Source organism: Tepidimonas thermarum (assembly GCF_007556705.1).
Lineage (GTDB): Bacteria > Pseudomonadota > Gammaproteobacteria > Burkholderiales > Burkholderiaceae_C > Tepidimonas > Tepidimonas thermarum.
On the sequence record NZ_VJOL01000039.1, the window covers coordinates 1 to 24,060 of the forward strand.

Sequence of the window (24,060 nt, forward strand, 5' to 3'; positions counted from 1 at the left end):
ATGGGCAAAACGGCCTGCAAACCGGCCGAAATGCACGTCGCAATCGCTGCGCAGCCACGTCTGGGCGGCTCGTTTCTTCGAAAGCAGCGTCACTGGTGCGTTCGAAGGGTATTTTTTCAACGGCCTGCTAGGGCGGAGTTGTGAGGGTTGCGCCATGTTGACCATTTCCTCGATTGCCGTAGCGCCCGCGCCGCAGACGACGCCGACCGTTCGCGCCCAGCCCGTCAGCCCGGTGCGGCCCAGTCAAGCCGTCGCCCGCGACAACGCGGCGGGCAGCGTCGTGGCCCCGCAGGGCGAGGCGGCGCGCGTGCAGGGCCAGGCCGCGCCGCCGTTGTTGGCGCCGGTGACCCCCCCGGCAGAGGGGCAGCGCGCCGACGGCATGGGCAACGCGGCAGCCCCGGAGCGCTCGGGCCTGCCGGTGCCCGCCGAGCGCAACCGTCCCCAAGTGCCCAACGCGGCGCAGCGTCCGGCCGACGCGCCGGCCAGCGACGCCACGGCGCAGGCGGGGGGCGCGCAGCCGCAGTCCGCCCCGCAACGTGCGCAGGCCCGCACGGCCGACGGCGCGGCGCGTTCGCCCCAACCGGGCGCGGTGGCGCGGCAGGACGAGGGCTTTCCCCCGGTGAAAAACCCGGCGCTGGAGGCGTTGGACACCCAGATCAAGGAGCTGCTGCCCAACATGTGGAAGGCGAGCCGGGCTGCGGTGGACATGGTGATTGGGGAGGAAGCCCTGCAGGCGGCGCAGGAGCGCGCCAAGCGGCTGGAGGCGTTGCAGACCCAGCTGACCAGCCCCCCCTTGGCTGGTGTGCCGCCGGGCGAGCCGGAGCAGACCTACGGCCAGGCCCGCGAAGCCGGTCGTCGGCCCGCCAGCGGCGGCCAGATCGACCAACTGGCCTGACGGCGCGCTCAGATCCGGTGTCGGATGCCGGACGCCGCTACCCGCTCCATGATGGCGCGGGCAATCTGTTTGAGCGGCAGCACCACGTCCACGCCGCCGGCCTGGATGGCCATTTTCGGCATGCCAAACACCACGCACGAGGCTTCGTCCTGGGCGATGGTGTAAGCACCCGCGTCGTGCATTTCCTTCATCGCAGTGGCGCCGTCGGCGCCCATGCCGGTGAGCATGACGCCAATCGCATTGGGCCCCAGCACCCGGGCGCAGGAGCGAAACAACACCTCCACCGACGGTTTGTGGCGGTTGACCGGTGGGGAATCGTCCACCACCGCGACGTAGTTGGAGCCGCTGCGCGCGACCGAAAACTGCTTGCCCCCGGGGGCGATGTAAGCATGGCCAGGCAGGATGCGCTCGCCGTCGCGCGCCTCGGCCACGCGGATGCGGCACAGGCTGTCGAGCCGTGCCGCAAAGCTGGCGGTAAAACCGGGCGGCATGTGCTGGGTGATCACCACCGCCGGCGCATCGGACGGCAGCTCCATCAGGATTTCCTTGATCGCCTCGGTGCCCCCGGTGGACGCGCCGATGCAAATGACCTTTTCGGTCGACAGCCCGATGCGCGGTGCAGCGGGTGCCGCAGCGCCGGTCGCGGCGCCCGCCACGGTGGGGCTGGTCGCACCGCCCGACGGTGCCGAGCCGCCATGCAGGGCGGAAGCGGCAGGCACGGGTGTGACCGGGGCGGGGGGGGCCACATGGCGCCGCACGTGGGCACGCGCGGCGATGCGGATTTTTTCGACGATATCGTCGGCCAACTGCTGCAGACCACTGGCCACCCCGATGCGCGGCTTGGCCACGAAATCCACGGCCCCGAGTTCGAGCGCCCGCAGGGTCGTCTCCGCCCCTTGCTCGGTGAGCGTGGAGACCATGACCACCGGGGTGGGGCGCAGGCGCATCAGGCGCGCCAAAAACTCCAGCCCGTCCATCTTGGGCATTTCGACGTCGAGGGTGATGACGTCCGGGTTGCGCTCGCGGATGATTTCGCGTGCGGCCAGCGGGTCGCTGGCGGTGCCGACACAGACCATGTCGGGTTGTTTGTTGATGATTTCGGTCAGCAGACTGCGCACCAGCGCCGAGTCGTCGACCACCACCACCTTGATCTTCTGGCTCATGAATGCAACGAGGATCAGAACAGGTCCACCGTGCCGCCGGCGTTGGTTTGCGCCAGCCGCGACGCCACGCCTTGGCGTTCCTGGGTTTCGAGCGTTTCCGGGTGGGCATGCGCGAGCCGCTTGACCATCGCTTTGCCCGTGACCGGGAAGAACACCACCTTGCGCGGGTAAATGTCCATCACGTCTTTGGAGACCACCGGGATGCGCTCGGTGGCCAGGTAGTCGAGCACGAACTGGGTGTTGCGTTCCCCCACGTTCATGCTGGTCATGCCGGCAATCACGGCACCGCCGCCAAACACCTTGGCCTGCATGTACTCGCGCGTCGAGCCGCGTTTGATCAGTTCGTTGATCAACAGCTCCATCGCGTACGAGCCGTAGCGCCCAGACGTGTCGGCCCCGCCTTCGGGCAGCATGAAGTGGTTCATGCCCCCGATACGCAGGCGGGAATCCCAGATGCACGCGGCGATGCACGAGCCCAGCACGGTCATGATCAACACGTCCTCGTCGCTGACGAAGTACTCGCCGGGCAGCACCTTGACCGCCGCGTATTTGAAGTGCTGATCGTAAAAAAAGAACGACGCCTCCCCCGGTTTGCGCGGGCGTGCTTTGAGCTGTTGCACGTGGGCGGGGGTGCGCACCATGGGGGTCATACTTTTTCGTAAATGGTTTTGCCGCGCAGGCGAAACAGGTCGCGCGCGTCGCTGAAGTTTTCGGCATGCCCGACAAAGAGCGTGCCGTGCGGTCGCAACAGGCGGTGCAGGCGGGCGAGCACCTGCCGCTGCGTGGCGTGGTCGAAATAAATCATGACGTTGCGGCAAAAGATGACGTCGAACTCCTCGTTGAGCGACCAGCGTTCATCGACGAGGTTGAGGGTGAAGAACTGCAGGTGTTTTTGCAGCTCGGGCTTGACGCGCGCCAGCCCCTCGTTGGCGCCTTTGCCGCGCAGAAAATAGTGCCGCAGTTGCTGCGGCGAGACCGCGCGCAACTGCTCCAGCTTGTACACACCGCGCGCAGCGGTCTGCAGCACGCGCGTGTCGATGTCGCTGGCCCAAATGCGAAAGTTGCCCTGCAGGCCCAGGGCGTCGGCCATGGTGATGGCGATCGAGTAGGGCTCCTCGCCGGTGGAGGCAGCGCTGCACCAGATTTTCCACGCCCGCCCGGGCCCGCCCTCGCGCACCATGCGGGCCAGCTCCACGAAGTGGTGGTTCTCCCGGAAAAACGACGTCAGGTTGGTGGTCAGGGCGTTGACGAATTCCTGCCACTCCTGCGGGTCGCGGCTGGATTCGAGCCAGTCGAGGTAGGCTTTGAAGCTGTCGTGGCCGGTTTCGCGCAGGCGGCGCGAGACGCGGCTGTAGACCATCGCCTGCTTGCCTTCGTGCAGGTTGATGCCGGCGTGCTGGTAAATCAGACGCCGAATGCGGTCGAAGTCCGCCGCCGTCCACGCAAACTCGCGGGCTTGCAGGGTTGCAGCATCGTCGGACCTCATGGGCGTGGCCACCCCTTATTGGCGCACGCGCCGCACCAACGCCGAAATGTCCAGGATCAGCGACACGCTGCCGTCGCCCAGGATGGTGGCGCCCGAGACGTTGGGTACTTTTTTGTAGTTGGCCTCGAGGTTTTTGATCACCACCTGCTGCTGGCCCAGCAGTTCGTCGACCACCAGCGCCACCCGCGCGCCGTCAGACTCGACGACGACCATGATGCTGTTGGTGGAGGCGTCGCGGTTGCCGCGCGGCACCTGGAACAGCCGGTCGAGTTCGATGACCGGCATGTACTCCTCGCGCACCTTGACCAGCTGCGCGCTCTGGGCGACGGTGTTGATGTCGGTGGCCTGGACCTGAAACGACTCGACCACCGACGACAGCGGCAGGATGTAGACCTCGTCGGCCACGCGCACCGTCATGCCGTCCATGATGGCCAGGGTCAGCGGCAGCCGCACCTTGACGCTCATGCCAAAGCCCTCGGCCGAATCGATCTCGACCGAGCCGCCCAGCGCGGCGATGTTCTTTTTGACCACGTCCATGCCGACGCCGCGTCCCGAGACGTCGGTGACCACCTCCGCCGTGGAAAAGCCCGGTGCAAAAATGAGCTGCCAGACGTCCTGGTCGCTCATGTCGTCGGAGCAGGGGATGCCCTTTTCGCGTGCCTTGGCCAGCAGCTTGGCGCGCGAGAGCCCACGGCCGTCGTCGCGCACCTCGATGAGGATGGAGCCGCCCTGGTGCGCCGCCGACAGGGTGATCGTGCCCACCTCGGGCTTGCCCTTGGCAATGCGCTCGGCCGGCAATTCGATGCCGTGGTCGCAGCTGTTGCGCACCAGGTGCGTCAGCGGGTCGGTGATCTTTTCGATCAGGCCTTTGTCGAGTTCGGTCGCCTCGCCGTGGGTGACGAGCTCGACCTTTTTACCCAGCTTGGTGGCCAGATCGCGCAGCATGCGCGGGAAGCGGCTGAAGACCACCGACATCGGGATCATGCGGATGGACATGACCGATTCCTGCAGATCACGCGTGTTGCGCTCGAGGTCGGCCAGTCCGCTGAGCAGCTGTTGGTGCAGCGTGGCGTCCAGATCGCGGCTGTATTGGGCCAACATGGCCTGGGTGATGACCAGCTCGCCCACCTGGTTGATGAGCTGGTCGATTTTGCTGACCGACACGCGCAGCGTGGTCGTTTCGAGCTGGGCGCTCGCGGCGTTGCGGGCCGCCTTGGCAGTCTCGCGCGCGCGGGCCTCGGCTGTGGTGGTGGTCGGCGCGCCGCCCGCCTGGGCAGCGTGGGTCAGGGCTTCCGCCTCGGCCTGCACGTGGGCGGCGTGTTGGCTGGGCGTCAGGGGGTTGCCGGGCGCACCGGGGAAGAGGCCGTAGCCCTGCACCAGATCCTGCGCCGGCGCGGGCGCGCCGCTGGCGTCCAGCGCCGTGGCCGCCACCGGGCTGCCGGGTGCGCCGGCAAAGAGGCCAAACCCTTCTTCGATGATGTCGCGGCTGTGCTCTGGCGTGCCGTTGTCCTGGGCCGCTGCGCCTGCGGCAGCAGGCGCCGCAGGCGCCGACGCCGCGGCGGCGGGCGTTGCCTCGGCGGTGCTCAGCGCCACCTGCTCGCGCGCCACATGGAACGCGAACAGGTCCAGCAACTCGTTGTCGGTGCTGGTGGTGTCGATTTCGTAAATCCGGACGTTGCCCTCGTCGCGCTCGGCGGTGATGGTGCCCAAGCCGGCAATGTCGCGAAACAGCTCTTTGATGGCGTCGGCTTGCTGCGGGTGGGCCAGGGGCCCGATGCGCGCGATCAGATGCCGCGGCGCACCCGGCGGGGCCGCCGCGGGCATGCCGCCGGGCCCGCTGGGGGCCGGCGGCGGAGGCGGAGGCGGGGGCGGGGGCGGCGCGACCGCCGGCGTCGGGGCCGCTTGGCCGCTGGCCAGCGCGCGGATGCGCGCCACCAAGCCCGAGGTCTCGGGCGCGTCACCGCCGAGGCCCTGGTGGCGTGCGAGCAAGCCCTTGAGGGCATCGCTGGATTCGAGCAGCACGTCCACCATGGGGGACGTGGGCGCCAGTTCATGGCGGCGCAGCTTGTCCAGCAGCGACTCCATCTGGTGCGTGAGCTCGGCCACGTCCTCGAAGCCGAAGGTTGCCGCGCCGCCTTTGATCGAGTGCGCGCAGCGGAAGATGGCGTTGAGGGTTTCGTCGTCGACCGTGTCGAGGTCCAGGTTGAGGAGCAGCTGCTCCATCTGCTCCAGGTTCTCCCCCGCTTCTTCGAAGAAGATCTGATAGAACTGGGTCAGGTCGAAGCCGTCGTTTGCGGTATCTGCCATGGCGGTGGTCTCGTCGGCTCGCAGGTCGCGCTGAGGTCAGCGGATCACTTTGCGGATGACCTCGATGAGGCGGTTCGGATCGAAGGGCTTGACCAGCCAGCCGGTGGCACCGGCGGCGCGCCCGGCCTGCTTCATCTGGTCGCTGGACTCGGTGGTCAGGATCAGGATGGGCGTGCTGGCGTAGTTGGGGTGTTCACGCAGTTTGCGCGTCAGGCCGATACCGTCGAGCCGCGGCATGTTCTGGTCGGTCAGCACCAGATCGAAATGCTGTTTTTGCGCTTTTTCGTACGCGTCGATGCCATCGACCGCCTCCACCACCTGAAAGCCGGCGCCCACCAGGGTGAACGACACCATCTTGCGCATGGATGCGGAGTCATCTACGGCCAGGATCGAGTGCATGGGCGAACCTTGTCAGAAATCAGAAGAGTTCGATGGAGCCGGCGTCCATCTCGCTTTGCGTGACGGGGTTGGGGTTTGGGGGCAGATGGGTCACGACAACACCCGCTTCGTCTTCCTCCGGCTCCATCACTTCCTCGGCGAGCGTGTAGGCACAACCGCGCAACACCTTGCCCGTGTGCACGAGGAGTTGGGTGGCCATGTCGTGGAATTGCAGCTCCAGCACCGCTTGGTGCAGGGTCTGGCGCAGCTCGTCGAGGGCGGCGGCGTCGCCGTTGGCCAGCTGGTTGACGGCGTCGATGGCGCGGTTGAAGCGGTCGAGCAAGTTGCCGGTGGCGTGATCGAGCAGGCCCTCGAGCCGCTTGAGGTCGTTCATGGCCACCAGCAGCGAATCCTGCAGATCCGCCACGGTGGCCAGCCGCACCTCGACGGTCGGCTCATCACGCACCGCGTCGGGCGCGGGACGTGGTTCGACCACGGTGACCTCCTCCCGCGGCCAGCGGCGGCGCTGCGGGTTGGGTTCGGGAGCGGCGGGTTCTGCCATGGTCGATCGCGTTGGGTGCGCCTGTGCGGACGCGTTGGCGTAAATATAACGGCTCCGTGCGCGTTGGCCGCTCGGGTTTGTCCCGCATGGGCACGAATCGCGGCATTTGGTGGCGTGTGCCACGGCAGACCGCGCCACCGACGGCGCAACCGGCCCTGTCCGCGGTGGCTTTCGATCACAATCCGGGGTTGGCTCAACCCCCCGGCTGTTTGCGTGAACACCCTGCGCCTGCTGCATTTGGAGGACAACCCGGTCGATCACGGCCTGCTCGTGCGCGCGCTGCGCCGCGGGGAGGTCGAGGCCGAGGTTGTGCTCGTCGATACGCTGGAGGCGTTTGAAGCGGCGCTCTCACCCGGGCAGCCCCCGTTCGATGCGGTGCTGGCGGACTACCACCTGGGCGGTTTTTCGGGGCTGCAGGCGTGGGAGTGGCTGCGCGCGTCGGGGCTGGAGTTGCCCTTCATTCTGGTGTCGGGGGCGATTGGCGAGGCGACCGTGGCCGACGCCATGGTGCGGGGTGTCAGCGACTACGTGGACAAGTCGCAGCTGTCGCGCCTGCCGCGCGTGTTGCAGCGCGCGCTCGAGCTGGCGGCCACGCGCCGCGCCCAGGCCGACGCCGCGCGCGAGCTGGCCGCCTCGCGCCAGCGTTTGCTGGAGCTGACCGAGCACTTGCAAACCAGCATCGATCGCGAGCGCGCCGACATCGCGCGCGAGATCCACGACGACATCGGCGGGGCGCTGGCGGCGGTCAAGCTGGATTTGGCCTGGCTGGCGCGCCGTCTGACCGATGAGGAGGCGCTGCGCCACGTCCAGTCCGCGCTGGGCATGGCCGAGCAGGCCCTGGGCGCGAGCCAGCGCATCATGCGCAACCTGCGCCCGGCCGTGCTCGATCAAGGCCTGATGGCCGCGCTGCAGTGGCTCACGCGCACCTTCGCCGAGCGCACCGGGCTGGAGGTCGTGTTGCGCGGACGCCTGCAAGCCACGCTGGCCCCCCGGCTCGAGATGGTGGCCTACCGCACCGTGCAGGAGGCGCTGACCAACGTGCTCAAGCACGCGGGGGCGCGGCGCGTGACCATCGATGTCAGCGATTTGGAGGGGCACCTGACCGTCGAGATCGCCGACGATGGCCGCGGCGCCAGCGCCCAGGAGCTGGGCAAAGAGCGCTCGTTTGGCCTGCTGGGCTTGCGCGAGCGGGCGCAGTCCGTTGGGGGCTGGCTGGACGTGGTCACCGCGCCGGGGCAGGGCATGACGTTGATTTTGTCGGTGCCGCTGACCGCATCGGCGGTGCTGCACGAAGCCGAGGAGGATGACCGATGATCCGTGTGGTGCTGTGTGACGACCACGCCGTGGTGCGGCGCGGGGTGCGCGACACGCTGATGGAAGCCACCGACATCCAGGTGGTGGCCGAGGCGGACAGCTATCCGGCGCTGCGCGAGGCGCTGCGGCGTGAAAAGCCCGACGTCCTGCTGTTGGACGTGGACCTGCCGGGCCGCAGCGGCCTGGAAATCCTGGCCGTGTTGCAGGAGGAGCACAACCCCGTGCGCACGGTCATGGTCAGCATGTACCCGGAGGACCAATACGCCATCCGCTGCCTCAAGGCCGGGGCCATGGGCTATCTGAACAAAGGCGGCGATCCGCAGGCGCTCATTGCCGCGGTGCGCACGGTTGCGCAGGGGCGCAAATACATCACGCCCGACATCGCCGAGCTGTTGGCCAACCACCTGCAGGCCCCCGAAGGCGGTGAGCTGCACGACACCCTGTCGGAGCGCGAGCTGCAGACCCTCAAGCTGATCGCCTCGGGCAAAAAGCTCTCCCAGATCGCCGAAGCCCTGATGATCAGCCCCAAGACCGTCAGCGTCTACCGCGCCCGCGTGCTGGAAAAGCTGGGCCTGACCAACAACGCCGAGCTCACCGTCTACGCCATACGCAACAAACTGGTCTGAAGCGCGCGTGTTCAGACACCGTACAGGTCGGCCAGCACCTGCATGAGCCGGCGCATCGGCTCGGCCAGCAGCGGCAACGACGCCGCGATGCCCACCAGGCCCACCGACAGCGTCAGCGGAAACCCGATGGCAAAGACGTTCATCTGCGGCGCGATGCGCGAGATGATGCCCAACACGACGTTGACGAACAACAGCACCGCAACGAGCGGCAGGGCAATCCACAGGCCGTGGGCAAAGACGACCGCGCCCAGCTCGAACAGGCGCATCTGGCGCAGGGCGGCCCAGGTGTCGTCGCCGACCGGGAAGGTGGCAAAACTCGCAGCCACCGCCTGGATGAGCAGCAGGTGCCCGTTGAAGACCAGAAACAGCAGCATCGTCGTGTTGCCGTAAAACCGCCCCACGGTGCTGGCCTGCGACCCCGTGCTGGGGTCGAAGAACCCCGCGAAGTTCAGGCCCATCTGCAGGCCCACGATTTCGCCGGCCATCTCGATGGCGGCAAACACGATGCGCGCGGCCAACCCGATGGACAGGCCAATGGCGAGCTGTTGCACGAGGGTGCCCAGCGCCTGGGGGCTGTTGAGCGAGACGGTGATGGGCGCCGGCAGCGCCGGCTGCACGCACACCGCCAGCACAAACGCCAGCCCGATGCGGGTGCGCATCGGCACCGAGCGCGCCGAAAACAGCGGCGCTGCGGCAAACACGCCCAGGATGCGCAGAAACGGCCAGAAGATGGGCGCGAGCCAGCCCATCAGCTGCGCTTCGGTGAAGGTCAAAAACACGCCGTCCATGGGCGCTGCCGTCACACCGCGTACTCGGGGATGGCGAGCAGGATGCGGCGAATGAATTCGACGAGCGTGGTGAGCATCCACGGCCCCACGAGCACCAGCACCGCCACGGCCGCCACCAGCTTGGGCACGAAGGACAGGGTGGCCTCGTTGATCTGGGTGAGCGCCTGAAACAGGCTGATCACCAGCCCCACCACGAGCACCGTGCCCAGCACCGGCGCGGCAACCGCCAGCAGCGTGAACATGGCCTGCTGCGCGAGGGTGAGGACGGCTTGGGCTTGCATGGGGTGTGGTCTATGGGGTGGCAAAGCTGGCCGCCAGCGAACCGACCAGCAGGTTCCAGCCGTCGGCCAGCACGAACAGCATCAGCTTGAAAGGCAGCGCCACGAGCACCGGCGACAGCATCATCATCCCCAGCGACATCAGCACGCTGGCCACGATCATGTCGATGACCAGAAACGGGATGAACACCATGAAGCCGATCTGAAACGCGGTCTTGAGCTCGCTGATGACGAAAGCCGGCACCAACACCCGCAGCGGCGCCTCGTCCACGGTCGTCGACGGCGGCAACTTGGCCAGATTGACGAACAGTTGAAAATCGGCCTGCCGCGTTTGGCCTTTCATGAAGCTGCGCATCGGCGCTTCGGCCGCGGCGATGGCTTGCTCGAAGCTGGCCTGTCCGCTGCTGTAGGGGCGATAGGCGTTTTCGTACACCTGGTCGAACGTCGGGCCCATGACGAAGAAGGTCAAGAACAGCGACAACCCGATGATGACCTGGTTGGGGGGCGAGGCCTGGGTGCCCAACGCCTGCCGCAGCAGCGACAGCACGATGACGATGCGGGTAAACGCGGTCATCATCAGCAGCACGGCGGGCAGGAACGACAGCGCCGTGAAAAACAGCAGGGTCTGGATCGGCACCGAGTAGCTGGTGCCGCCAGGGCCCTGGCCGATGACCAGCGGCAGCTGGCCGGGGGGCGTGGTTTGCGCCCACAGGGCGCCGCCGCCCAGGGCGAGCGTGAGCAGCAGGGCCTGGCGCAGCCACCACAGGCGTGCGGTCATGGCGTGGGCTCCTGCCGTTGCGCGGCCGCCACGGCGCGTGCCACGTCCGCATAGCGCGGGGTGGCCGCGGGCGCGCCCGCCGGGCCGGGGCGGGCGCCAGGGGGCGGCTCCGTGGACTGTGCCGCGGGGGTGGGCGTGGCGGTGATGGGGCGCACATGCAGCGTGCGCACGTGCTGGGGTGTCACGCCCAGCGTCAGTTGCACCGCGCCGCCCGGGCCGTCCAGCTCCACCACCACCACGCGCTGCTGCGGGCCGACCATCAGCTGCGCGACGACGCGCAGCGCCGCGGCGTCACCGCCGCTGGCGTGGGTGCGTCGCCGCAGCCACTGCGCACCCCAAGCCAGCAGGCCCAGCAGCGCCAACAGGCCAAGCGCGGGCAGCAGGGAGGCCCAATTGCCCGTCATGGCCGCCTCAATGCTTGCTCAGGCGCCGCAGGCGCTCGGACGGCGTGACGATATCGGTCAGGCGGATGCCGAATTTTTCGTTGACCACCACGACTTCGCCCTGGGCGATCAGGTAGCCGTTGACCAGCACGTCCATCGGCTCGCCCGCCAGGGCATCGAGCTCGACGATCGATCCCTGCGCGAGCTGCAGGATGTACTTGATCGGCACCTTGGTACGGCCGAGCTCCACCGACAGGGTGACCGGGATGTCCAGCACCATGCTGATGTCGTTGTTGCCGGTGGGGGCGGGGGCCGCACCATCGAAATGCGGCGCGCCGGCAAACATGTCACCACCGCCGCCGCCGGCAGCCGCCGTTTGCTCCTGCAGCGCCTGCGCCCATTCGTCGGCCAGGGCCTGTTCATCCACCGGCGCGGCCGGGGTGTCGTTGCCGCCGGGGGCGTCGTTTTCATGGGTCATAGCTCGTCGCTCCGTGTCCGTGCCAGCTCTTGTCGCTGCTGCGGATGGTGCGCACCACCTTCAGCGCGTACTTGCCATTGTGGGTGCCGTATTCGCACTCCAGCACCGGCACGCCGTCCACCTTGGCCTGGATGATGCGCTGGCGTTCCAGTTCGATGAAGTCGCCCGGCTTCATGGCCAGCAGCTGCTCGATGGTGGCCTCGGCCGTGGCCAATTCGGCCACCAGTTCCACCTCGGCGGCCTGGATTTCCTGGCTCAGCAATTTGACCCAGCGCCGGTCCACCTCCATCGAGTCGCCCTGGGTGTTGGAGTACAGCAGGTCGCGAATCGGCTCCAGCGTGGAGTAGGGGATGCAAACGTACAAAGACCCGGTGATGTCACCAATTTCCAGCGTGAAGCTGGTGCTGACGACGATTTCGCTGGGCGTGGCAATGTTGGCAAACTGCGGCTGCATCTCCGAGCGCTGGTAGCTCAGCTCCAGCGGGTACACACCTTTCCAGGCCTTTTTGTATTCTTCCGACACCACCTCCACCAGCCGGTTGATGACGCGCTGTTCGGTGGGCGAAAAGTCGCGCCCTTCGATGCGGGTGTGGAACTTGCCCGTGCCGCCAAACAGGCTGTCGATCACGCCAAACAGCAGGGTGGGCTCACACACCACCAAGCCGCTGCCGCGCAGCGGGCGCACCGCCATGATGTTGAAGTTGGTCGGCACCACCAGATCGCGCAGGAACATGCTGTACTTTTGCACCTGCACCGGACCGACCGAAATCTCCGGGCTGCGGCGGATGAAGTTGAACAGCCCCACGCGCAGGTTGCGCGCGAAGCGCTCGTTGATCACCTCCATCGTGGGCATGCGCCCACGCACGATGCGCTCTTGGCTGGAGAGGTTGTAGCTGCGGATGCCGCCGGTCTGGACCTCTTCCTTGGCCAGTTTTTGACTTTCGCCGGTGACGCCCTCGAGCAAGGCGTCGATCTCGTCCTGGGAGAGAAACGCGTCGCTCATGGTGCTGTTCCGTTGGGGTGGGTCGGTACGGTCGGCCGTGCCGTCACTGCACGATGATGCTGGAAAACAGCACCGCTTCCACGGGGCTGTAGCCCTTGTAGGGTTCCATGCCCGTGGTCGTCTGCACGAGCTCGAGGATGTCGGCCGCCAGCTTTTCCTTGCCCTCGGCGCTGAGCAATTCGTCGGCGGTGCGGCGCGAAATCTGCATCAGGATGCCGTTGCGGATGGCGGGCATGTATTTTTTGACCTCCTCGGCGGTCTTGGCATCCTCCACTTGCAGGGTGATGCCGACCTGCGCATAGCGCGTGCTGCCGGGGTCGGCCAGGTTGACGACCACCGCATCCAGCGGCATGAAGGTGGGGGCGACAGCGGCGTCTTTCTTCTTGGGCTTGGCTTTTTCGGCCTTGGCGGGCGGTGCATCGCCTTCGGCGCCGTCCTCATCGTGCGCCGAGCCTTTGAGCATGAAGAAAGCCGCCCCGCCCGCGGCAAGCAGCAGCACCACCGCCACGATGATGATGAGCAACAGCTTCTTGCTCTTGGGTTTTTCGCCGCCGGCGGCGGCTGCAGCGGGTTCGGCCATGGTGTCAGGGACGATCGGTGGAGGTGACGGAAACCGGCAGCAGGCCGCCGGCAGCGATGCGCCTTATTGTGGCACGGGTCATGGACACCGATACCCGCATTGTGCGGCTGCGGTGCGGCGCCGCCAAAGCGCGAATAACGCCGCATCCCGGCTGCAGTTTGCGTCCTTGTCGCTTACGCGTAGACGTCCAGTCCGGCGCGCTCGCTGCGCGGGCGGGTGAGGGTAGCCGCCGCGGGGTGAACCGAGGTGTCGGTTGCACCGACCAAGCCCACGCGGGTGGTGCGCACGCGTGCACCGTCCGGGTGGGCGGCGGGCTGGCGGTCCGACTGTCCGCCAACATCCACGCCGCCCAACGTCAGCCCGGCGCGCGCCAGCGCGTCGGCCAGCGCCGAGGGCGCTTGCGCCTGGATCATCTGGCGCAGCGCGCCGTCGTCCGTGCGGAAACTCAGTTGTGCCACGCCATCGGTGACGCTGACGTCGACGTTGAGCGGATCGTCCAGGCCGTCTTCCACCGAAAAGCTGGCGCGCTGGGTGCGCCCGGCCGCCCATAGGCTGACTTGGGCGCCGATGGACTCGAAGGCCTCGCCCAGCGCCTGGCCCAGGTGCAGGCCAAAATCCTGTCCGTCGGGCTGAGCGCTGGCGGGCGGGGTCGGGTCTGCCGCTTGCGCGCCCGGGGCCCCGCCACCCGTTGCCGCCGTCCCGTCGGCATGCCCCCGGTCCGAGCCGCTGCGCGCCGCCATCGGGTCGGCAGCGCTAGCCGCGGCCGTCGGTGGCAGCGTGGGCACAGCCGCCATCGGCTCGCCGGCCCCGCGATGCACACGCACGCCGTCGGCCGGATGGGGCAGCGCCGGCGTGGCCCGTGGGGCGTCGTCCGCGGACGCCGGTGCGCCCGCGGCGTGGGGCCGGCCCGGCGGGTTGGTTCGCGCTTTCGAGCGGGCGACGGTCGATACCCATGGCCCGAATGGCGCATCCCCGGCGGCCGACTTGTCCTGGCCCAGACCGGTTTGGCGTGCCAGATCGGCGATGGGGTGGGGGGATTCCCCAGCGGAGGGGAGCAAGCCAGGGGCGTCCACGCCAGGTGTCGTCTCCTTGGCGCCAGACAGGATGGGGTCCCCGTCGCCCTCCAAAGCGGTGCTGTTGCCTGCCGCGGGGCTGGAAAGCGGCATGCCCAGGGCCAAGCCCGCCGCCAGCACCGCGTCCTGGGACGTGTCCTCAGCGCCCATCATCTCTGGTGCCGCGTGATCACGGGCGAGCAAGGCATCTGCATCGCCGGCTCCCAAGGCGGTGGCATTGGCGGCTGCGTCGTCGCCGGCAACCCGCTGGCTGTCGGGTTCAAGGCCCAGCGTCTCGTCGTCGGCGCGCAGATCGGCCAGCAGCTGGGCAAAGCGGTCGCCCCCTTGCGTGTCGGCGGCCGGGGTGCCGCGGCTGGCCGCCGCGCGGGCAGCGCCGTGGTTGGCCGGGGTGTGGGAGATGGCTTCGGCTTTCATCGGGGCCTCCTGTCAGGCGTGGGGATGGTGGCGGCGGCGGTGCAGCGTGGCGGCCATTTCGTCGTTGGCTTTTTGCTCGACGCGCTGTTGGTGTTGCTGCCATTCGCGCTGCCAGCGCTGCTGCACGCGCTGCAGCGTGGCCAGGTGGCGTTCGGCTTCCAGCAGGTGGCCTTCCTGGCGCGCGATGCGATCGTCAAGTTGCTGCAGCACGTTGGATTGAAACGCGATGGCCTCCTCCAGCTTGAGCATGAACTGCCGGTGGGTGGCCAGCAGCGTGGGGGAGACGCCCACGGTGGCGCGCTGCTGCCAGCGCTGTTCGGCGTCCCGGGTGTAGGCGTGCAGCTGGTCCATCTGCCCTTGCGCGGCGCGTCGTTCCTGGCGCATGCGGGCCAGCGCGCGCGCGGCGTCGTCGCGCTGGCGCTCGGCCATGTCCAGCAGCACACCCAAATCGCGTGGGCGGTTCATGCGCGGCCTCCTGGTGCATCCCGGCCGGCCCCCGTGGCGGGCCGCAGCACGTCGGCAAGCTGGCGCACGCTGGCGTCCAAGGGCGCGCACTCACGCATGTCCTGCATGAGCAGCGCGACCATCGCCGGGTGCAGCTGGATGGCCAAATCGGTATCGGGGTCGCTGCCGGGGACGTAGGCACCGAGCTGGATCAGATCGCGGCTTTTCTGGTAGCGCGCGTAGAGCTGGCGGAAACGCCGCGCCAGCGCCCAGTGCTCCGGGCTGACCACGTTGTGCATGACGCGCGAGGCCGAGGCCTCGATGTCGATGGCGGGGTAGATGCCGGATTCGGCCAGCGTGCGCGACAGCACGATGTGGCCGTCCAAAATCGCACGGGCGGCGTCGGCCACGGGGTCCTGCTGGTCATCGCCTTCGGACAGCACGGTGTAGAACGCGGTGATCGAGCCGCCGCCCTCGGGCCCGTTGCCGGAGCGTTCGACCAGCTGCGGCAGCCGCGCAAAGGCGCTGGGCGGATAGCCCTTGGTGGCCGGGGGCTCGCCGATGGCCAGGGCGATTTCGCGCTGCGCCATCGCGTAGCGCGTCAGCGAATCCATCAGCAGCAGCACATGCCGCCCCTCGTCGCGGAAGCGCTCGGCCATCGCCGTGGCGTAGTGTGCCCCTTGCAGGCGCACCAGCGGGGGGGCATCGGCCGGGGCCGCCACCACCACGGCGCGGTCGCGGTCGCGCGGCCCCAGGATGTCTTCGATGAATTCCTTGACCTCGCGCCCGCGCTCGCCAATCAGCCCCACGACGATTACGTCGGCCTGGGTGTAGCGCGCCATCATGCCCAGCAGCACGCTCTTGCCCACGCCAGAGCCGGCAAACAGCCCGAGGCGCTGTCCGCGGCCCACCGTCAGCAAGGCGTTGATGGCGCGCACGCCGGTGTCCAGCGGCTGGCGCACCGGGGCGCGGTCCATGGCGTTGATGGGGGGGCGCTCCAGCGGCTGCACCTGCACGCTGCGCAGCGGCCCGCCGTGGTCGAGCGGGTGGCCATAGGCGTCCACGACGCGGCCCAGCAGGCCGTCGCCGAGCGGCAGGCGCAACACGCCGCGATCGTTGGGCACGATCGGGTGTGGCGCATCCCCCAGGCGCACGCGCGGCCGGTAGGGCGGCAGTGGCCGCACGCGCGCACCCGGTGCCAGACCGATGATCTCGCTGGCCGGCATCAGAAAGGCGCGCTCCCCAGAGAATCCGACGACCTCCGCCAGCACCCTGGCCGCATCGTCGGCGGGCGGCGCCAGCGGATCGGGGTTGGGGTCGATCACGCATTGCGACCCCACGGGCGTGCGGATGCCCTCGGCCTCCAGCACCAGGCCAGCCAGGCGCGTCAGCCGGCCGCTGGACTCCAACGGCGTGGGCTGGTTGGCGGCCTGCCGCGCCGCCGCCAGGAAGCGTTCCCAGGTCGGCAGGTCAGTCATGGGCGTGCTCCGGCTCGGCCCAGGGCAGCTCCAGCCCCAGATTGCCCACCGCGCGCGCCCAGCGCCGCTCGACGGTGCCGTCGACCAGGCCGTGGGCGGTCTCGAGCACGCAGCCGCCGGGCGTCAACCGCGCATCCGGCACCAGCGTCACGCGCTGTTGCGCCAGCGCATCGGCCATGGCGGGTGCCAGCCGCTCGGCGTCGTCCGGGTGCAGCCGCAGCACGGCGGGCCGCGCCGCGTCCGTGAGCAGCGACATGGCTTCCTCGACCACGGCCCGCACCGGCTCCAGCGGCTGGGCCAGCTCGCGCCGCACCACCTGGCGGGCAATGTCGCAGGCCAGCAGCAGCACCTGGTCGGCCAGCGTGCGCTGCACGGCGTCCAGTTGGTCTTGGGCCGCCGCCAGCACGGCGGCGACGCGCTGCGCGTGTTCCTGCGCCTGGGCCTCGGCCTGCTGGCGCATGGCCTCGGCCAGGGCTTCGCGCGCCTCCTGGGCGCCGGTCTGGCGGCCTTGCTCAAAGCCCTCGGCAAAGGCCTGGGCGCGCGCGGCTTCCAGCGCTTCGGCGTCGATGCTGGGGGCCTGCTGCTGCGCGCGTTGGGCCGCGGCGCGCGCGGCGTCGTCCACCGGTTCGAACGCCCAGGCCGAGACGGCCTGCACCTCCTCGCGCGGGATGAAGCGCTGGTACGGATGCGCACCGCGGTTAGACGAAGGCATCGTCGCCTCCTCCACCCAGCACGATCTGGCCCTCGTCGGCCAGGCGGCGCACGATCTTGAGGATTTCCTTTTGCTGCGCCTCGACCTCGGACAGCCGCACCGGGCCGCGCGATTCCAGGTCTTCCTTGAGGGCTTCGGCGGCGCGGCTGGACATGTTGGCGAGGATTTTGTCGCGCAGCTCTTGCGAGGCGCCTTTGAGCGCGACCACCAGCTGGTCCGACGACACCTCCTTGAGCACCATCTGCAACGACTTGTTGTCCAGTTTGAGCAGGTCCTCGAAGGTGAACATCTTGTCCATGATCTTTTGCGCCAGATCCGGATCCTGCTCGCGGATGGCGTCGATCACGCTGGCTTCCAAGCTCGTGCCCAGCAGGTTGATGATCTCGGCGGCGGTCTTGATGCCGCCCAGCGAGCTCTTGCGAATCTTGTCGCCGCCGGCGAGCACCTGGTACAGCGCCTCGTTAAGGTCCTTGAGCGCGGTGGGCTGGATGCCCTCCAGCGTGGCGATGCGCAGCATCACCTCGTTGCGCGTGCGCTCGGTGAAGTGCTTGAGGATGTTGGCGGCGTGGTCCTGGTCCAGGTGCACCAGGATCGCGGCCAGGATTTGCGGGTGCTCGTTGCGCAGCAGCTCGGCCACCGAGATCGGGTCCATCCATTTCAGGCTTTCGATGCCGGAGACATCGCCACCCTGCAGGATGCGGTCGATCAGCAGCGCCGCCTTGTCGTCGCCCAACGCGCGCTTGAGCACCGAGCGCACGTAGTTGTCGGTGTCGGAGACCAGCAAGCTCTGCGACTGCGCCTCGCGCGTGAAGCGGTCGATGACCGATTCCACCTTTTCCTTGGGCACGGCGCGCATGCGAGCGATCGCCTCGCCCAGGCGCTGCACCTCCTTGGGCGAAAAATGCTTGAAGACCTCGGCCGCCTCCTCCTCGCCCAGCGACATGAGGAAAATCGCCGCGTCCTGCAATCCGTCGTCGGTATCAGCCATGTCCGCTCACACCCGTTGCGGGCCAGCTCAGGCGGTGGCCCCCTCGCCACTGATCCAGCCCTTGATGATATTGGCCACGGCGACCGGGTTTTCCTTCGCCAGCCGGCGCGCATCGGCCAGCCGCAGCTCTTCGGGGGTGGGCTCATTGTGCACCGGTTGCGGCAGGCCGGGGCGCTCCACCACGTCGCCCACCACGGCTTCCAGTTGTCCGCCTGGTGCCGGCAACGCACCGCCGCTGGCCGCGCCCGCTTCGGCCGGGGCCGGTTCGGGCCGCATCATCTTCAGGGCCGGGCGCACCATGCCCAGGAAGAGCAGCAGGCCCAGGGCGAGCAAGCCCAGTTGCGGCGCCAGGCTGCGCAGCAGGTCTTGCGTGTCCGGGTTTTGGTACCACGGCACCTCCACCGGCTCCACCTTGGGCTGGTTGAACGGGGCGTTGACCACGTTAACCGAGTCGCCGCGCTCGCCGTTGTAGCCGATGGCCTCGCGCACCAAGGCTTGGATCTGCTCCAGCCGCTCCGGCGGCAGCGCGGCGGTGGCCGGCCCCTTCTTGGCGTCCGGGTTGGGCAAATGGTTGATCACCACGGCGGCGCTGAGACGGCGTACCGTCCCCGTGGCCCCGCGCGTAACCGATATCGTCTTGTCCACCTCGTAGTTGACCACCTGCTCGCGCCGGCTGCGCAGGTCGGCCGTGCCCGTGGCCCCCTGGCCGACGACGCCCACCGGTGCCCCGGGGCCGTTGATGGGTGCGTTGGTCGCCCCCGGCGCCACGTTGGTCACGGCGCCCGGCACCCCCGCCGGTGCGGTGACGCCAGGGGTGTTTTCCTCCACCGTTTGCGAGCTGCGCACGGCGGCCGGCTCGTTGCCCTGGTTGGGGCGGTGCTGCTCGCTGGTGCGCTCGGTGATGGAAAAGTCCACATCCGCCGTCACCGTGGCGCGCACGTTGTCGCGCCCCACCACCGGCTCCAGCAGATCCAGGATGCGCTGCGTGTACATCTGCTCCAGCGTGCGCACGTAGGTCAGCTGCCGCGCGTCGATGGCGCTGTCATCCTCGGCGCGCGCCGACAGCAGCGTGCCTTGCTGGTCGATCACGCTGACCGCCTTGGGGTCCAGCTCCGGCACCGAACTGGCCACCAGGTGCACGATGCCCGCCACCTGCGCACGGTCCAGGCTGCGCCCCGGGTGCAGCGTCAGCACCACGCTGGCGGAAGGCTTTTGCTGTTCCCGGAAAAACCCATTCTGGTTGGGCAGCGCCAGGTGCACGCGCGCATCGGCCACCGAGTTCAACGACAGGATGGTGCGGGTGAGCTCGCCCTCCAGGCTGCGCTGGAAGTTGACGCGCTCCTGAAACTGCGTCATGCCCAGCCGCGTGTTGTCCATCAGCTCAAAGCCGGTGACCGCGCCCTTGGGCAAGCCCTGGCTGGCCAGCTTCATGCGCACATCGTTGACACGGTCGGCTGGCACCAAAATCGCGCGCCCCCCGTCCGCGTGTTTGTAGGGCACGTTCATTTGCGACAACTGCGCCAGCACCGCGCCGCCGTCTTTGTCCGACAGGTTGGCGTACAGCACGCGGTAGTCCGGACGGTTGGCCAGGTAGAACGCGCTCGCCAACAGCGCCACCATGGCCAACACCCCCACGCCCAGCGAGAGCTTGCGCCCGGTGCTCAGGCGCTGCCAACCGGCCAGCAACGGCGCCGCCGGGCCGGGGTTGGCCGGCAGGGTGGGATCGAGTTCTGCAACAGCAGTGGACGACGTAGCCATGGCGCGGATTATCAAAACCGCGCCGCGCGGCCTAAAGTTCCAAGAGCGGCCAAAAGCACCCTCTGTTTGCGCTTAAGCCCGGGGGCGCACCGCCGTTACGATGACGGCCATCGTGTACCACCCCCGATCGGAGCCACCATGGACCTGCGCCTGCTCCCCATGACCACCGCTTCGATGAGCCCGGCCCAGGCCGCCGCCTTGCGCGCGGCGCAAAAAGCGCTGGCGGCCAAAGCCGCGGCCGGGGCGGCCACCACCACCGCCACCGCCGCACCCGCTGCGGCCACCCCGCCGGTGGGTGGCTTTGGCGACGCCCTACGCACCGCGTTGCAGGATGTCAGCGCGGCGCAAAACCGCGCCAGTGCGCTGCAAACCCAGGTGCAAATGGGCAACCGCAACGTCAGCCTGGAAGAAACCATGGTGGCCATGCAAAAAGCCCAGATCGGCTTTCAAGCCGCGCTGCACGTGCGCAACCGCATGATGCAGGCCTACACCGACGTCATGAACATGCAGGTCTGACGCGACGCGCCACGGCAGCAGCCAGCCCCCCTAGTGCAGCAGCGGCGCGCGCCCACCCGGGGCGGCGTCACCCCAGACGTCCAGCCAGGGCTCGGCCAGCGCGCGGATTTGGGCATCGTGGCGCAGGATGGCCAGCATGATGCGGTGCTTCTCGGCCCGCTCCACCGGGCTCAGCGGCGCGGCCTCGGCCTGCTCGCGCAGCCGCTCGATCAGCACGGCGCACACGCCCTCGAGCTCGACCACGCGGTCCCAGTCATCGGCTTGCGCCGCTTCCAGCATGCGCGCGCTGGCATCCTCCAGCGCTTGGTAAAAGTCCAAAACGCTCACGGCAGCGGTGGGTTGGGTCATGATGCAGCGCTCCGGGTTCATTGGGGGCGGATGGCCTTCCAGCCGTCGGCGACGGTACGCAGGTGTTCGCGCACCTCTTGCATCGCGGCACGGTCGCGTCGCGTGTGGGCTTCCACCAGGCGCGCGGCGCTGTACTCGTAGAGCGCATCCAGCCGCTGCGCGAGCTCGCCGCCTTTTTCGAGGTCGAGGCCGCCGCGCAAGCCGTCTTGGAGCAACAGCACCGCTTTTCTGATCGCCTGACCCCGGCGTTCGGCATCACCGGCATCCAACGCTCCCAAGGCGATGGCCAGCTGCTCATCGATCGCGTCGAACAACATTTCGATCAGACCGTGCGGGTCCGTTGTGCTGACGCGGGTGTTGACGGCCATTTGCCCATAGGCCTTGGCATGTTTGCTCATGGGGGTTGCGACGAACATGATGGTGCTCGATTGTGGATGAATCGGATACCTTTGTGTATCGTCGGCTGGCGCCATTCCTTGAGGGGCGTGGCGGACGTGCAGGCGCGAATATGCGGCACCTCGGCGGCGTTGTTTGACCTTATCGGGGGTTGGGGTCGGCCGCCGATCCAGGCTCCATGAGCCGGCGCAGCGGTGCCACGAGCGCCGCACCATCCGGCTGAGATTCGACATGATCCAGCATGAGCTGCGCAGCCTCGCGGGATCCCGCGTTGAGCATCAGGCGCGCCAGCCGGACCATGGCGTGCAGGTCGCCCGGGTGCGAGGCCAGGTGCTGTTCGACCACATCAATGGCCGCTTGCAGATCACCGGTCGCGGCAAGGACGTCAGCATACTGGGGGCGATACCGCGGCGACAGCCCCGCCAGGCACTCCAGCGCTTGCTTGGCATGCTCCGTTTGCCCGTGGGTCAGCGCCCATCCCGCGATGCGCAGCAACGCCGTGGGCCACAGCGACCGCTGGTCGCTTTGCAGCACCGCGTCGTAGTGACCAAGGGCTTCATCGGTCCGGTCCTCGAGTTCCGCGAGCATGCCGCGCGCCAGCGCCAAATAGGGTGAGGCGGCTTGCGCATCGGGTGCCTGTTCGAGTCCTGCGATGAGGTTGCGAATGCCGTCGCGATCCCGTTGTCCCAACAAATGAACGAGCCGCACGCCGGCCGCGCGGAGATCGGCGTGAGCACGGGCGCGCGCCAGGTGTTGCCCGTCCTCCTGTTGCAAGTCGGCTGTCAATGCTCGTTTGAGGCTCGTCAGCGCTTCGGCTTCCGTGGCCGAGAGGTGAACCGAGTCCGCCTCCCTGGCACGCAGCCAGCGGACCACGCGGCCGGGTTCCCCAGCGGCGAGCCAAGCCGGCGCCAGTTCAGCGATCGATGCTCCACGGTACTCCCGCGCTCGCCAGCGTGCGCGCTCAAGGGCACGGTCGATCATGTGCCGCAAACGTTGCGCGCCTGCCAGGTACGTGTCGTAATAGGCCGCCAGTGCGTCTTGCACGGCTTTGCCATCGAGGTTGTCCATGTCCTGCGTCGATCGCATCGCCCGCAAAAAGGCATGCACGCCACACTGCTGAATCAGCCGCGAGGTCTCGGCGTAGCGTTCCTGCAGCTCGGCCTCCAAGCGGTCGAGCCGTTTGCGCAGGTTGCGGTTGTGAATCACCCCGTGTTGATCGAAGACCTTGGCCACGATCCGACGCGCGTCGCGCAGGTCCGCTTCGAGTCGCTGAATCTCGTCCTGTTTGCTCTGCAGGGCGCGTATGACCGCCTGCACGTGGTGGAGCCGCTGCTGCGGTGTGTCAACAGCCTTGTCGGCACGCAGCGGGCGTTGCAACGGCGTGTCTTCCAGGGCAATGTCGTCGAGCGACCGATGGGTGATGCCGGGGATTCGGACGGCACCGGGCGCGGGGTTGACGATGGTCAGTCCCTGCTTGGCGAGCCGTTGCGCCTGTGCCTCCAGCATTTGGGCCGCTGAAGCAAAATCGGCTGTGGTGCTCGCCTTGCGGCCGTCGTTGGTCTCGACCTCGAGCGGCGTCAAATCAAAACGTGGCCCTGCCTTGCGTTCGTTGCTGCCCCTGGCGTGCGTAAAGCCCTCTGGCGTGAAGCACAAGTCCACACCGGCCAAAATCACACGCGACAGCCCCAGTGCCGCGGCGAACTCCAAGGCGGTGCTGGCCACCGTTGGGCCCGCGCCCACGAGGGGGTTGACCGGGTTGAGTGGGGACGACCACGGGAGCAACGGCCCCAAGTAGTAGCTGCGGTGCGGCCATTGGCTCAGCAGCCGGGGATGGACGTGATACTGGTTGACGAAGCTCACCGCTTCACCGAAGCGCAGCATCTCACGGCTGATCTCGTAACTCATTCGCGTCGGGTCGGCCGACACCACGAAATCCGGCTCCAGTCCGACTTCCAACAAACGTCGGCTGATGCGTGACACCGCCAGAATGACCAATTGGTGACGGTGTTGCCGCACCCAATCGAGCATCGCATCCAGCGAGGGGCCGCCGGCCAAAATCACGCCGGTTCGTCCCGCGAGGGCACCGCGCCACACTCCGGCGGGCGTGATGTTGTCAGCGGCATTGTCGAGTTGGCACGCGATGTAGGCTTCGCTGCCGCGTTGGGCGAGCGCTTGCCAGCGCAAGGTGTCGGCGGTTTGTTGCAAGTCCCAGGCCAGCTCCACGTAGATGGGCACATCCGGGGACTGCGCGGCGAGCGAGAACACGACCTCGAGCCGGTCGATGTACAGGTAGTCCGACAGCCGCATGGACTGCGCCGCCTCCACCCAGTTGCCAACGGATGCGCAGCGGATATGGGGCGGTAGGCCCTCAAGCAGGCCGGCGTCGGCCAAAGCCTGATGAACCGCTGGCGGGTCGATGAACAGGTAGCGCGTGCCAGGCGGCGGCGACAGTTGCTTGACATGGTCGATCAAGTGGCCCGAATCGCTGCCCGCCACCAAATAAAACGTGTCCTCCCGCTCGAGCTGGCCGCGGAACGCCTCTTTCAGGGTCAGCCGCGCGCCGAGCTTGTCGAAAAGTTCGCCGCCGGCGGCATCCAACACCCGTTCTCCGAAACGGTTGACGCGCCACGGTGGCGCTGTGTCCCCGGTGTCGGCGCCGGTCTCGATCGACGGGTTTGGGTGGGCTTGTGCGGTCATCTCAGGGCTCTCGACGAAGTTGTGTATCGTTCTTTCTGTAAATTCCATTTTGCCGGTTGTCTGCTGGGCGGGGATCTCCGGCGCTACGCGCCTACGCTCCCCGCCCAGCAGACAGCGCGAGGGTGGGTCTGACGCCATGACTTCGAGAAAGGAGTGTAACCCTCATGGCAATACGAGTCGAAACCAACCCCTTGGAAGCCGCTTATGCGATCTTGCT

Annotated in this window: 26 protein-coding genes; 4 read left to right on the plus strand and 22 right to left on the minus strand. The window is 68.1% G+C overall.

Annotation, left to right across the window (positions count from 1 at the left end; all coding sequences use genetic code 11):
* Positions 1–154: 154 nt before the first annotated feature.
* Positions 155–895: a hypothetical protein gene (locus Tther_RS09525; protein WP_143903270.1), complete on the plus strand. Its 741-nt coding sequence runs from the start codon at positions 155–157 to the stop codon at positions 893–895.
* Between the two features lie 8 nt (positions 896–903).
* On the opposite strand, the gene Tther_RS09530 is transcribed toward Tther_RS09525, so the two are convergent.
* From Tther_RS09530 to Tther_RS09555, 6 genes are read right to left on the minus strand one after another with little or no spacing between them, the layout of a single operon-like run.
* Positions 904–2,058, minus strand: coding sequence for a protein-glutamate methylesterase/protein-glutamine glutaminase (locus Tther_RS09530; protein WP_143903272.1), 1,155 nt, complete (start codon positions 2,056–2,058; stop codon positions 904–906).
* Positions 2,059–2,072: 14 nt separating this feature from the next.
* Complete coding sequence (cheD, locus tag Tther_RS09535; RefSeq protein WP_143903273.1) at positions 2,073–2,708, minus strand: chemoreceptor glutamine deamidase CheD; 636 nt, start codon at positions 2,706–2,708, stop codon at positions 2,073–2,075.
* Positions 2,705–3,544, minus strand: coding sequence for a CheR family methyltransferase (locus Tther_RS09540; RefSeq protein ID WP_143903275.1), 840 nt, complete (start codon positions 3,542–3,544; stop codon positions 2,705–2,707). Before Tther_RS09540 ends, cheD begins: the two co-directional genes overlap by 4 nt.
* Positions 3,545–3,559: 15 nt before the next feature.
* Complete coding sequence (locus Tther_RS09545) at positions 3,560–5,851, minus strand: chemotaxis protein CheW (protein ID WP_143903277.1); 2,292 nt, start codon at positions 5,849–5,851, stop codon at positions 3,560–3,562.
* A gap of 36 nt (positions 5,852–5,887) precedes the next feature.
* Positions 5,888–6,250, minus strand: coding sequence for a response regulator (locus Tther_RS09550; RefSeq protein ID WP_143903279.1), 363 nt, complete (start codon positions 6,248–6,250; stop codon positions 5,888–5,890).
* A 19-nt stretch (positions 6,251–6,269) separates the two neighbouring features.
* Positions 6,270–6,791 carry a hypothetical protein gene (locus tag Tther_RS09555; protein ID WP_342781770.1) on the minus strand — a complete coding sequence of 174 codons (522 nt, stop codon included), beginning with the start codon at positions 6,789–6,791 and terminating at the stop codon, positions 6,270–6,272.
* Between the two features lie 213 nt (positions 6,792–7,004).
* Between Tther_RS09555 and Tther_RS09560 the strand changes: the two genes are divergently transcribed.
* Positions 7,005–8,105, plus strand: coding sequence for a hybrid sensor histidine kinase/response regulator (locus Tther_RS09560; protein WP_246098985.1), 1,101 nt, complete (start codon positions 7,005–7,007; stop codon positions 8,103–8,105).
* Positions 8,102–8,731: a response regulator gene (locus Tther_RS09565; protein WP_143903281.1), complete on the plus strand. Its 630-nt coding sequence runs from the start codon at positions 8,102–8,104 to the stop codon at positions 8,729–8,731. The genes Tther_RS09560 and Tther_RS09565 overlap by 4 nt, the downstream gene beginning before the upstream one ends.
* A gap of 11 nt (positions 8,732–8,742) precedes the next feature.
* On the opposite strand, the gene fliR is transcribed toward Tther_RS09565, so the two are convergent.
* From fliR to fliF, 13 genes are all read right to left on the minus strand, one after another.
* Positions 8,743–9,519 (minus strand): flagellar biosynthetic protein FliR, encoded by a 777-nt coding sequence (gene fliR, locus Tther_RS09570; protein WP_246098987.1) that lies wholly within the window; start codon positions 9,517–9,519, stop codon positions 8,743–8,745.
* Between the two features lie 11 nt (positions 9,520–9,530).
* Positions 9,531–9,800, minus strand: coding sequence for a flagellar biosynthesis protein FliQ (gene fliQ / locus Tther_RS09575; protein ID WP_143903283.1), 270 nt, complete (start codon positions 9,798–9,800; stop codon positions 9,531–9,533).
* Between the two features lie 10 nt (positions 9,801–9,810).
* Positions 9,811–10,575: a flagellar type III secretion system pore protein FliP gene (gene fliP / locus Tther_RS09580; RefSeq protein WP_143903286.1), complete on the minus strand. Its 765-nt coding sequence runs from the start codon at positions 10,573–10,575 to the stop codon at positions 9,811–9,813.
* Positions 10,572–10,979 (minus strand): FliO/MopB family protein, encoded by a 408-nt coding sequence (locus tag Tther_RS09585; RefSeq protein ID WP_143903288.1) that lies wholly within the window; start codon positions 10,977–10,979, stop codon positions 10,572–10,574. The genes fliP and Tther_RS09585 overlap by 4 nt, the downstream gene beginning before the upstream one ends.
* A 7-nt stretch (positions 10,980–10,986) precedes the next feature.
* Positions 10,987–11,436, minus strand: coding sequence for a flagellar motor switch protein FliN (fliN, locus tag Tther_RS09590; protein ID WP_143903290.1), 450 nt, complete (start codon positions 11,434–11,436; stop codon positions 10,987–10,989).
* Positions 11,426–12,439 carry a flagellar motor switch protein FliM gene (fliM, locus tag Tther_RS09595; protein ID WP_143903292.1) on the minus strand — a complete coding sequence of 338 codons (1,014 nt, stop codon included), beginning with the start codon at positions 12,437–12,439 and terminating at the stop codon, positions 11,426–11,428. Before fliM ends, fliN begins: the two co-directional genes overlap by 11 nt.
* A 43-nt stretch (positions 12,440–12,482) precedes the next feature.
* A complete protein-coding gene (locus Tther_RS09600) occupies positions 12,483–13,019 on the minus strand; it encodes a flagellar basal body-associated FliL family protein (protein ID WP_143903294.1) in 537 nt (178 codons plus the stop codon).
* A gap of 173 nt (positions 13,020–13,192) precedes the next feature.
* Positions 13,193–14,506 carry a flagellar hook-length control protein FliK gene (locus Tther_RS09605; RefSeq protein ID WP_143903296.1) on the minus strand — a complete coding sequence of 438 codons (1,314 nt, stop codon included), beginning with the start codon at positions 14,504–14,506 and terminating at the stop codon, positions 13,193–13,195.
* Positions 14,507–14,518: 12 nt separating this feature from the next.
* Positions 14,519–14,971 (minus strand): flagellar export protein FliJ, encoded by a 453-nt coding sequence (fliJ, locus tag Tther_RS09610; protein ID WP_143903298.1) that lies wholly within the window; start codon positions 14,969–14,971, stop codon positions 14,519–14,521.
* A complete protein-coding gene (gene fliI / locus Tther_RS09615; RefSeq protein WP_143903300.1) occupies positions 14,968–16,428 on the minus strand; it encodes a flagellar protein export ATPase FliI in 1,461 nt (486 codons plus the stop codon). Before fliI ends, fliJ begins: the two co-directional genes overlap by 4 nt.
* Positions 16,421–17,140 carry a FliH/SctL family protein gene (locus tag Tther_RS09620; RefSeq protein WP_143903302.1) on the minus strand — a complete coding sequence of 240 codons (720 nt, stop codon included), beginning with the start codon at positions 17,138–17,140 and terminating at the stop codon, positions 16,421–16,423. Before Tther_RS09620 ends, fliI begins: the two co-directional genes overlap by 8 nt.
* A complete protein-coding gene (gene fliG / locus Tther_RS09625) occupies positions 17,127–18,128 on the minus strand; it encodes a flagellar motor switch protein FliG (protein WP_143903304.1) in 1,002 nt (333 codons plus the stop codon). Before fliG ends, Tther_RS09620 begins: the two co-directional genes overlap by 14 nt.
* 27 nt (positions 18,129–18,155) lie before the next feature.
* The gene (gene fliF / locus Tther_RS09630) at positions 18,156–19,886 is read right to left on the minus strand and encodes a flagellar basal-body MS-ring/collar protein FliF (RefSeq protein ID WP_143903306.1); all 1,731 of its coding nucleotides are present in this window, start codon (positions 19,884–19,886) and stop codon (positions 18,156–18,158) included.
* Between the two features lie 138 nt (positions 19,887–20,024).
* Between fliF and fliE the strand changes: the two genes are divergently transcribed.
* Complete coding sequence (gene fliE / locus Tther_RS09635; RefSeq protein WP_143903308.1) at positions 20,025–20,402, plus strand: flagellar hook-basal body complex protein FliE; 378 nt, start codon at positions 20,025–20,027, stop codon at positions 20,400–20,402.
* Positions 20,403–20,432: 30 nt separating this feature from the next.
* On the opposite strand, the gene Tther_RS09640 is transcribed toward fliE, so the two are convergent.
* The 3 genes from Tther_RS09640 to Tther_RS09650 form a co-directional block, all read right to left on the minus strand.
* On the minus strand, positions 20,433–20,750 hold the full coding sequence (locus tag Tther_RS09640) for a flagellar protein FliT (protein WP_143903310.1): 318 nt from the start codon (positions 20,748–20,750) through the stop codon (positions 20,433–20,435).
* A 17-nt stretch (positions 20,751–20,767) separates the two neighbouring features.
* Positions 20,768–21,148: a flagellar export chaperone FliS gene (gene fliS, locus Tther_RS13285; protein WP_185975057.1), complete on the minus strand. Its 381-nt coding sequence runs from the start codon at positions 21,146–21,148 to the stop codon at positions 20,768–20,770.
* Positions 21,149–21,287: 139 nt separating this feature from the next.
* The gene (locus Tther_RS09650) at positions 21,288–23,843 is read right to left on the minus strand and encodes a motility associated factor glycosyltransferase family protein (protein WP_185975058.1); all 2,556 of its coding nucleotides are present in this window, start codon (positions 23,841–23,843) and stop codon (positions 21,288–21,290) included.
* Positions 23,844–24,060 lie beyond the last annotated feature (217 nt).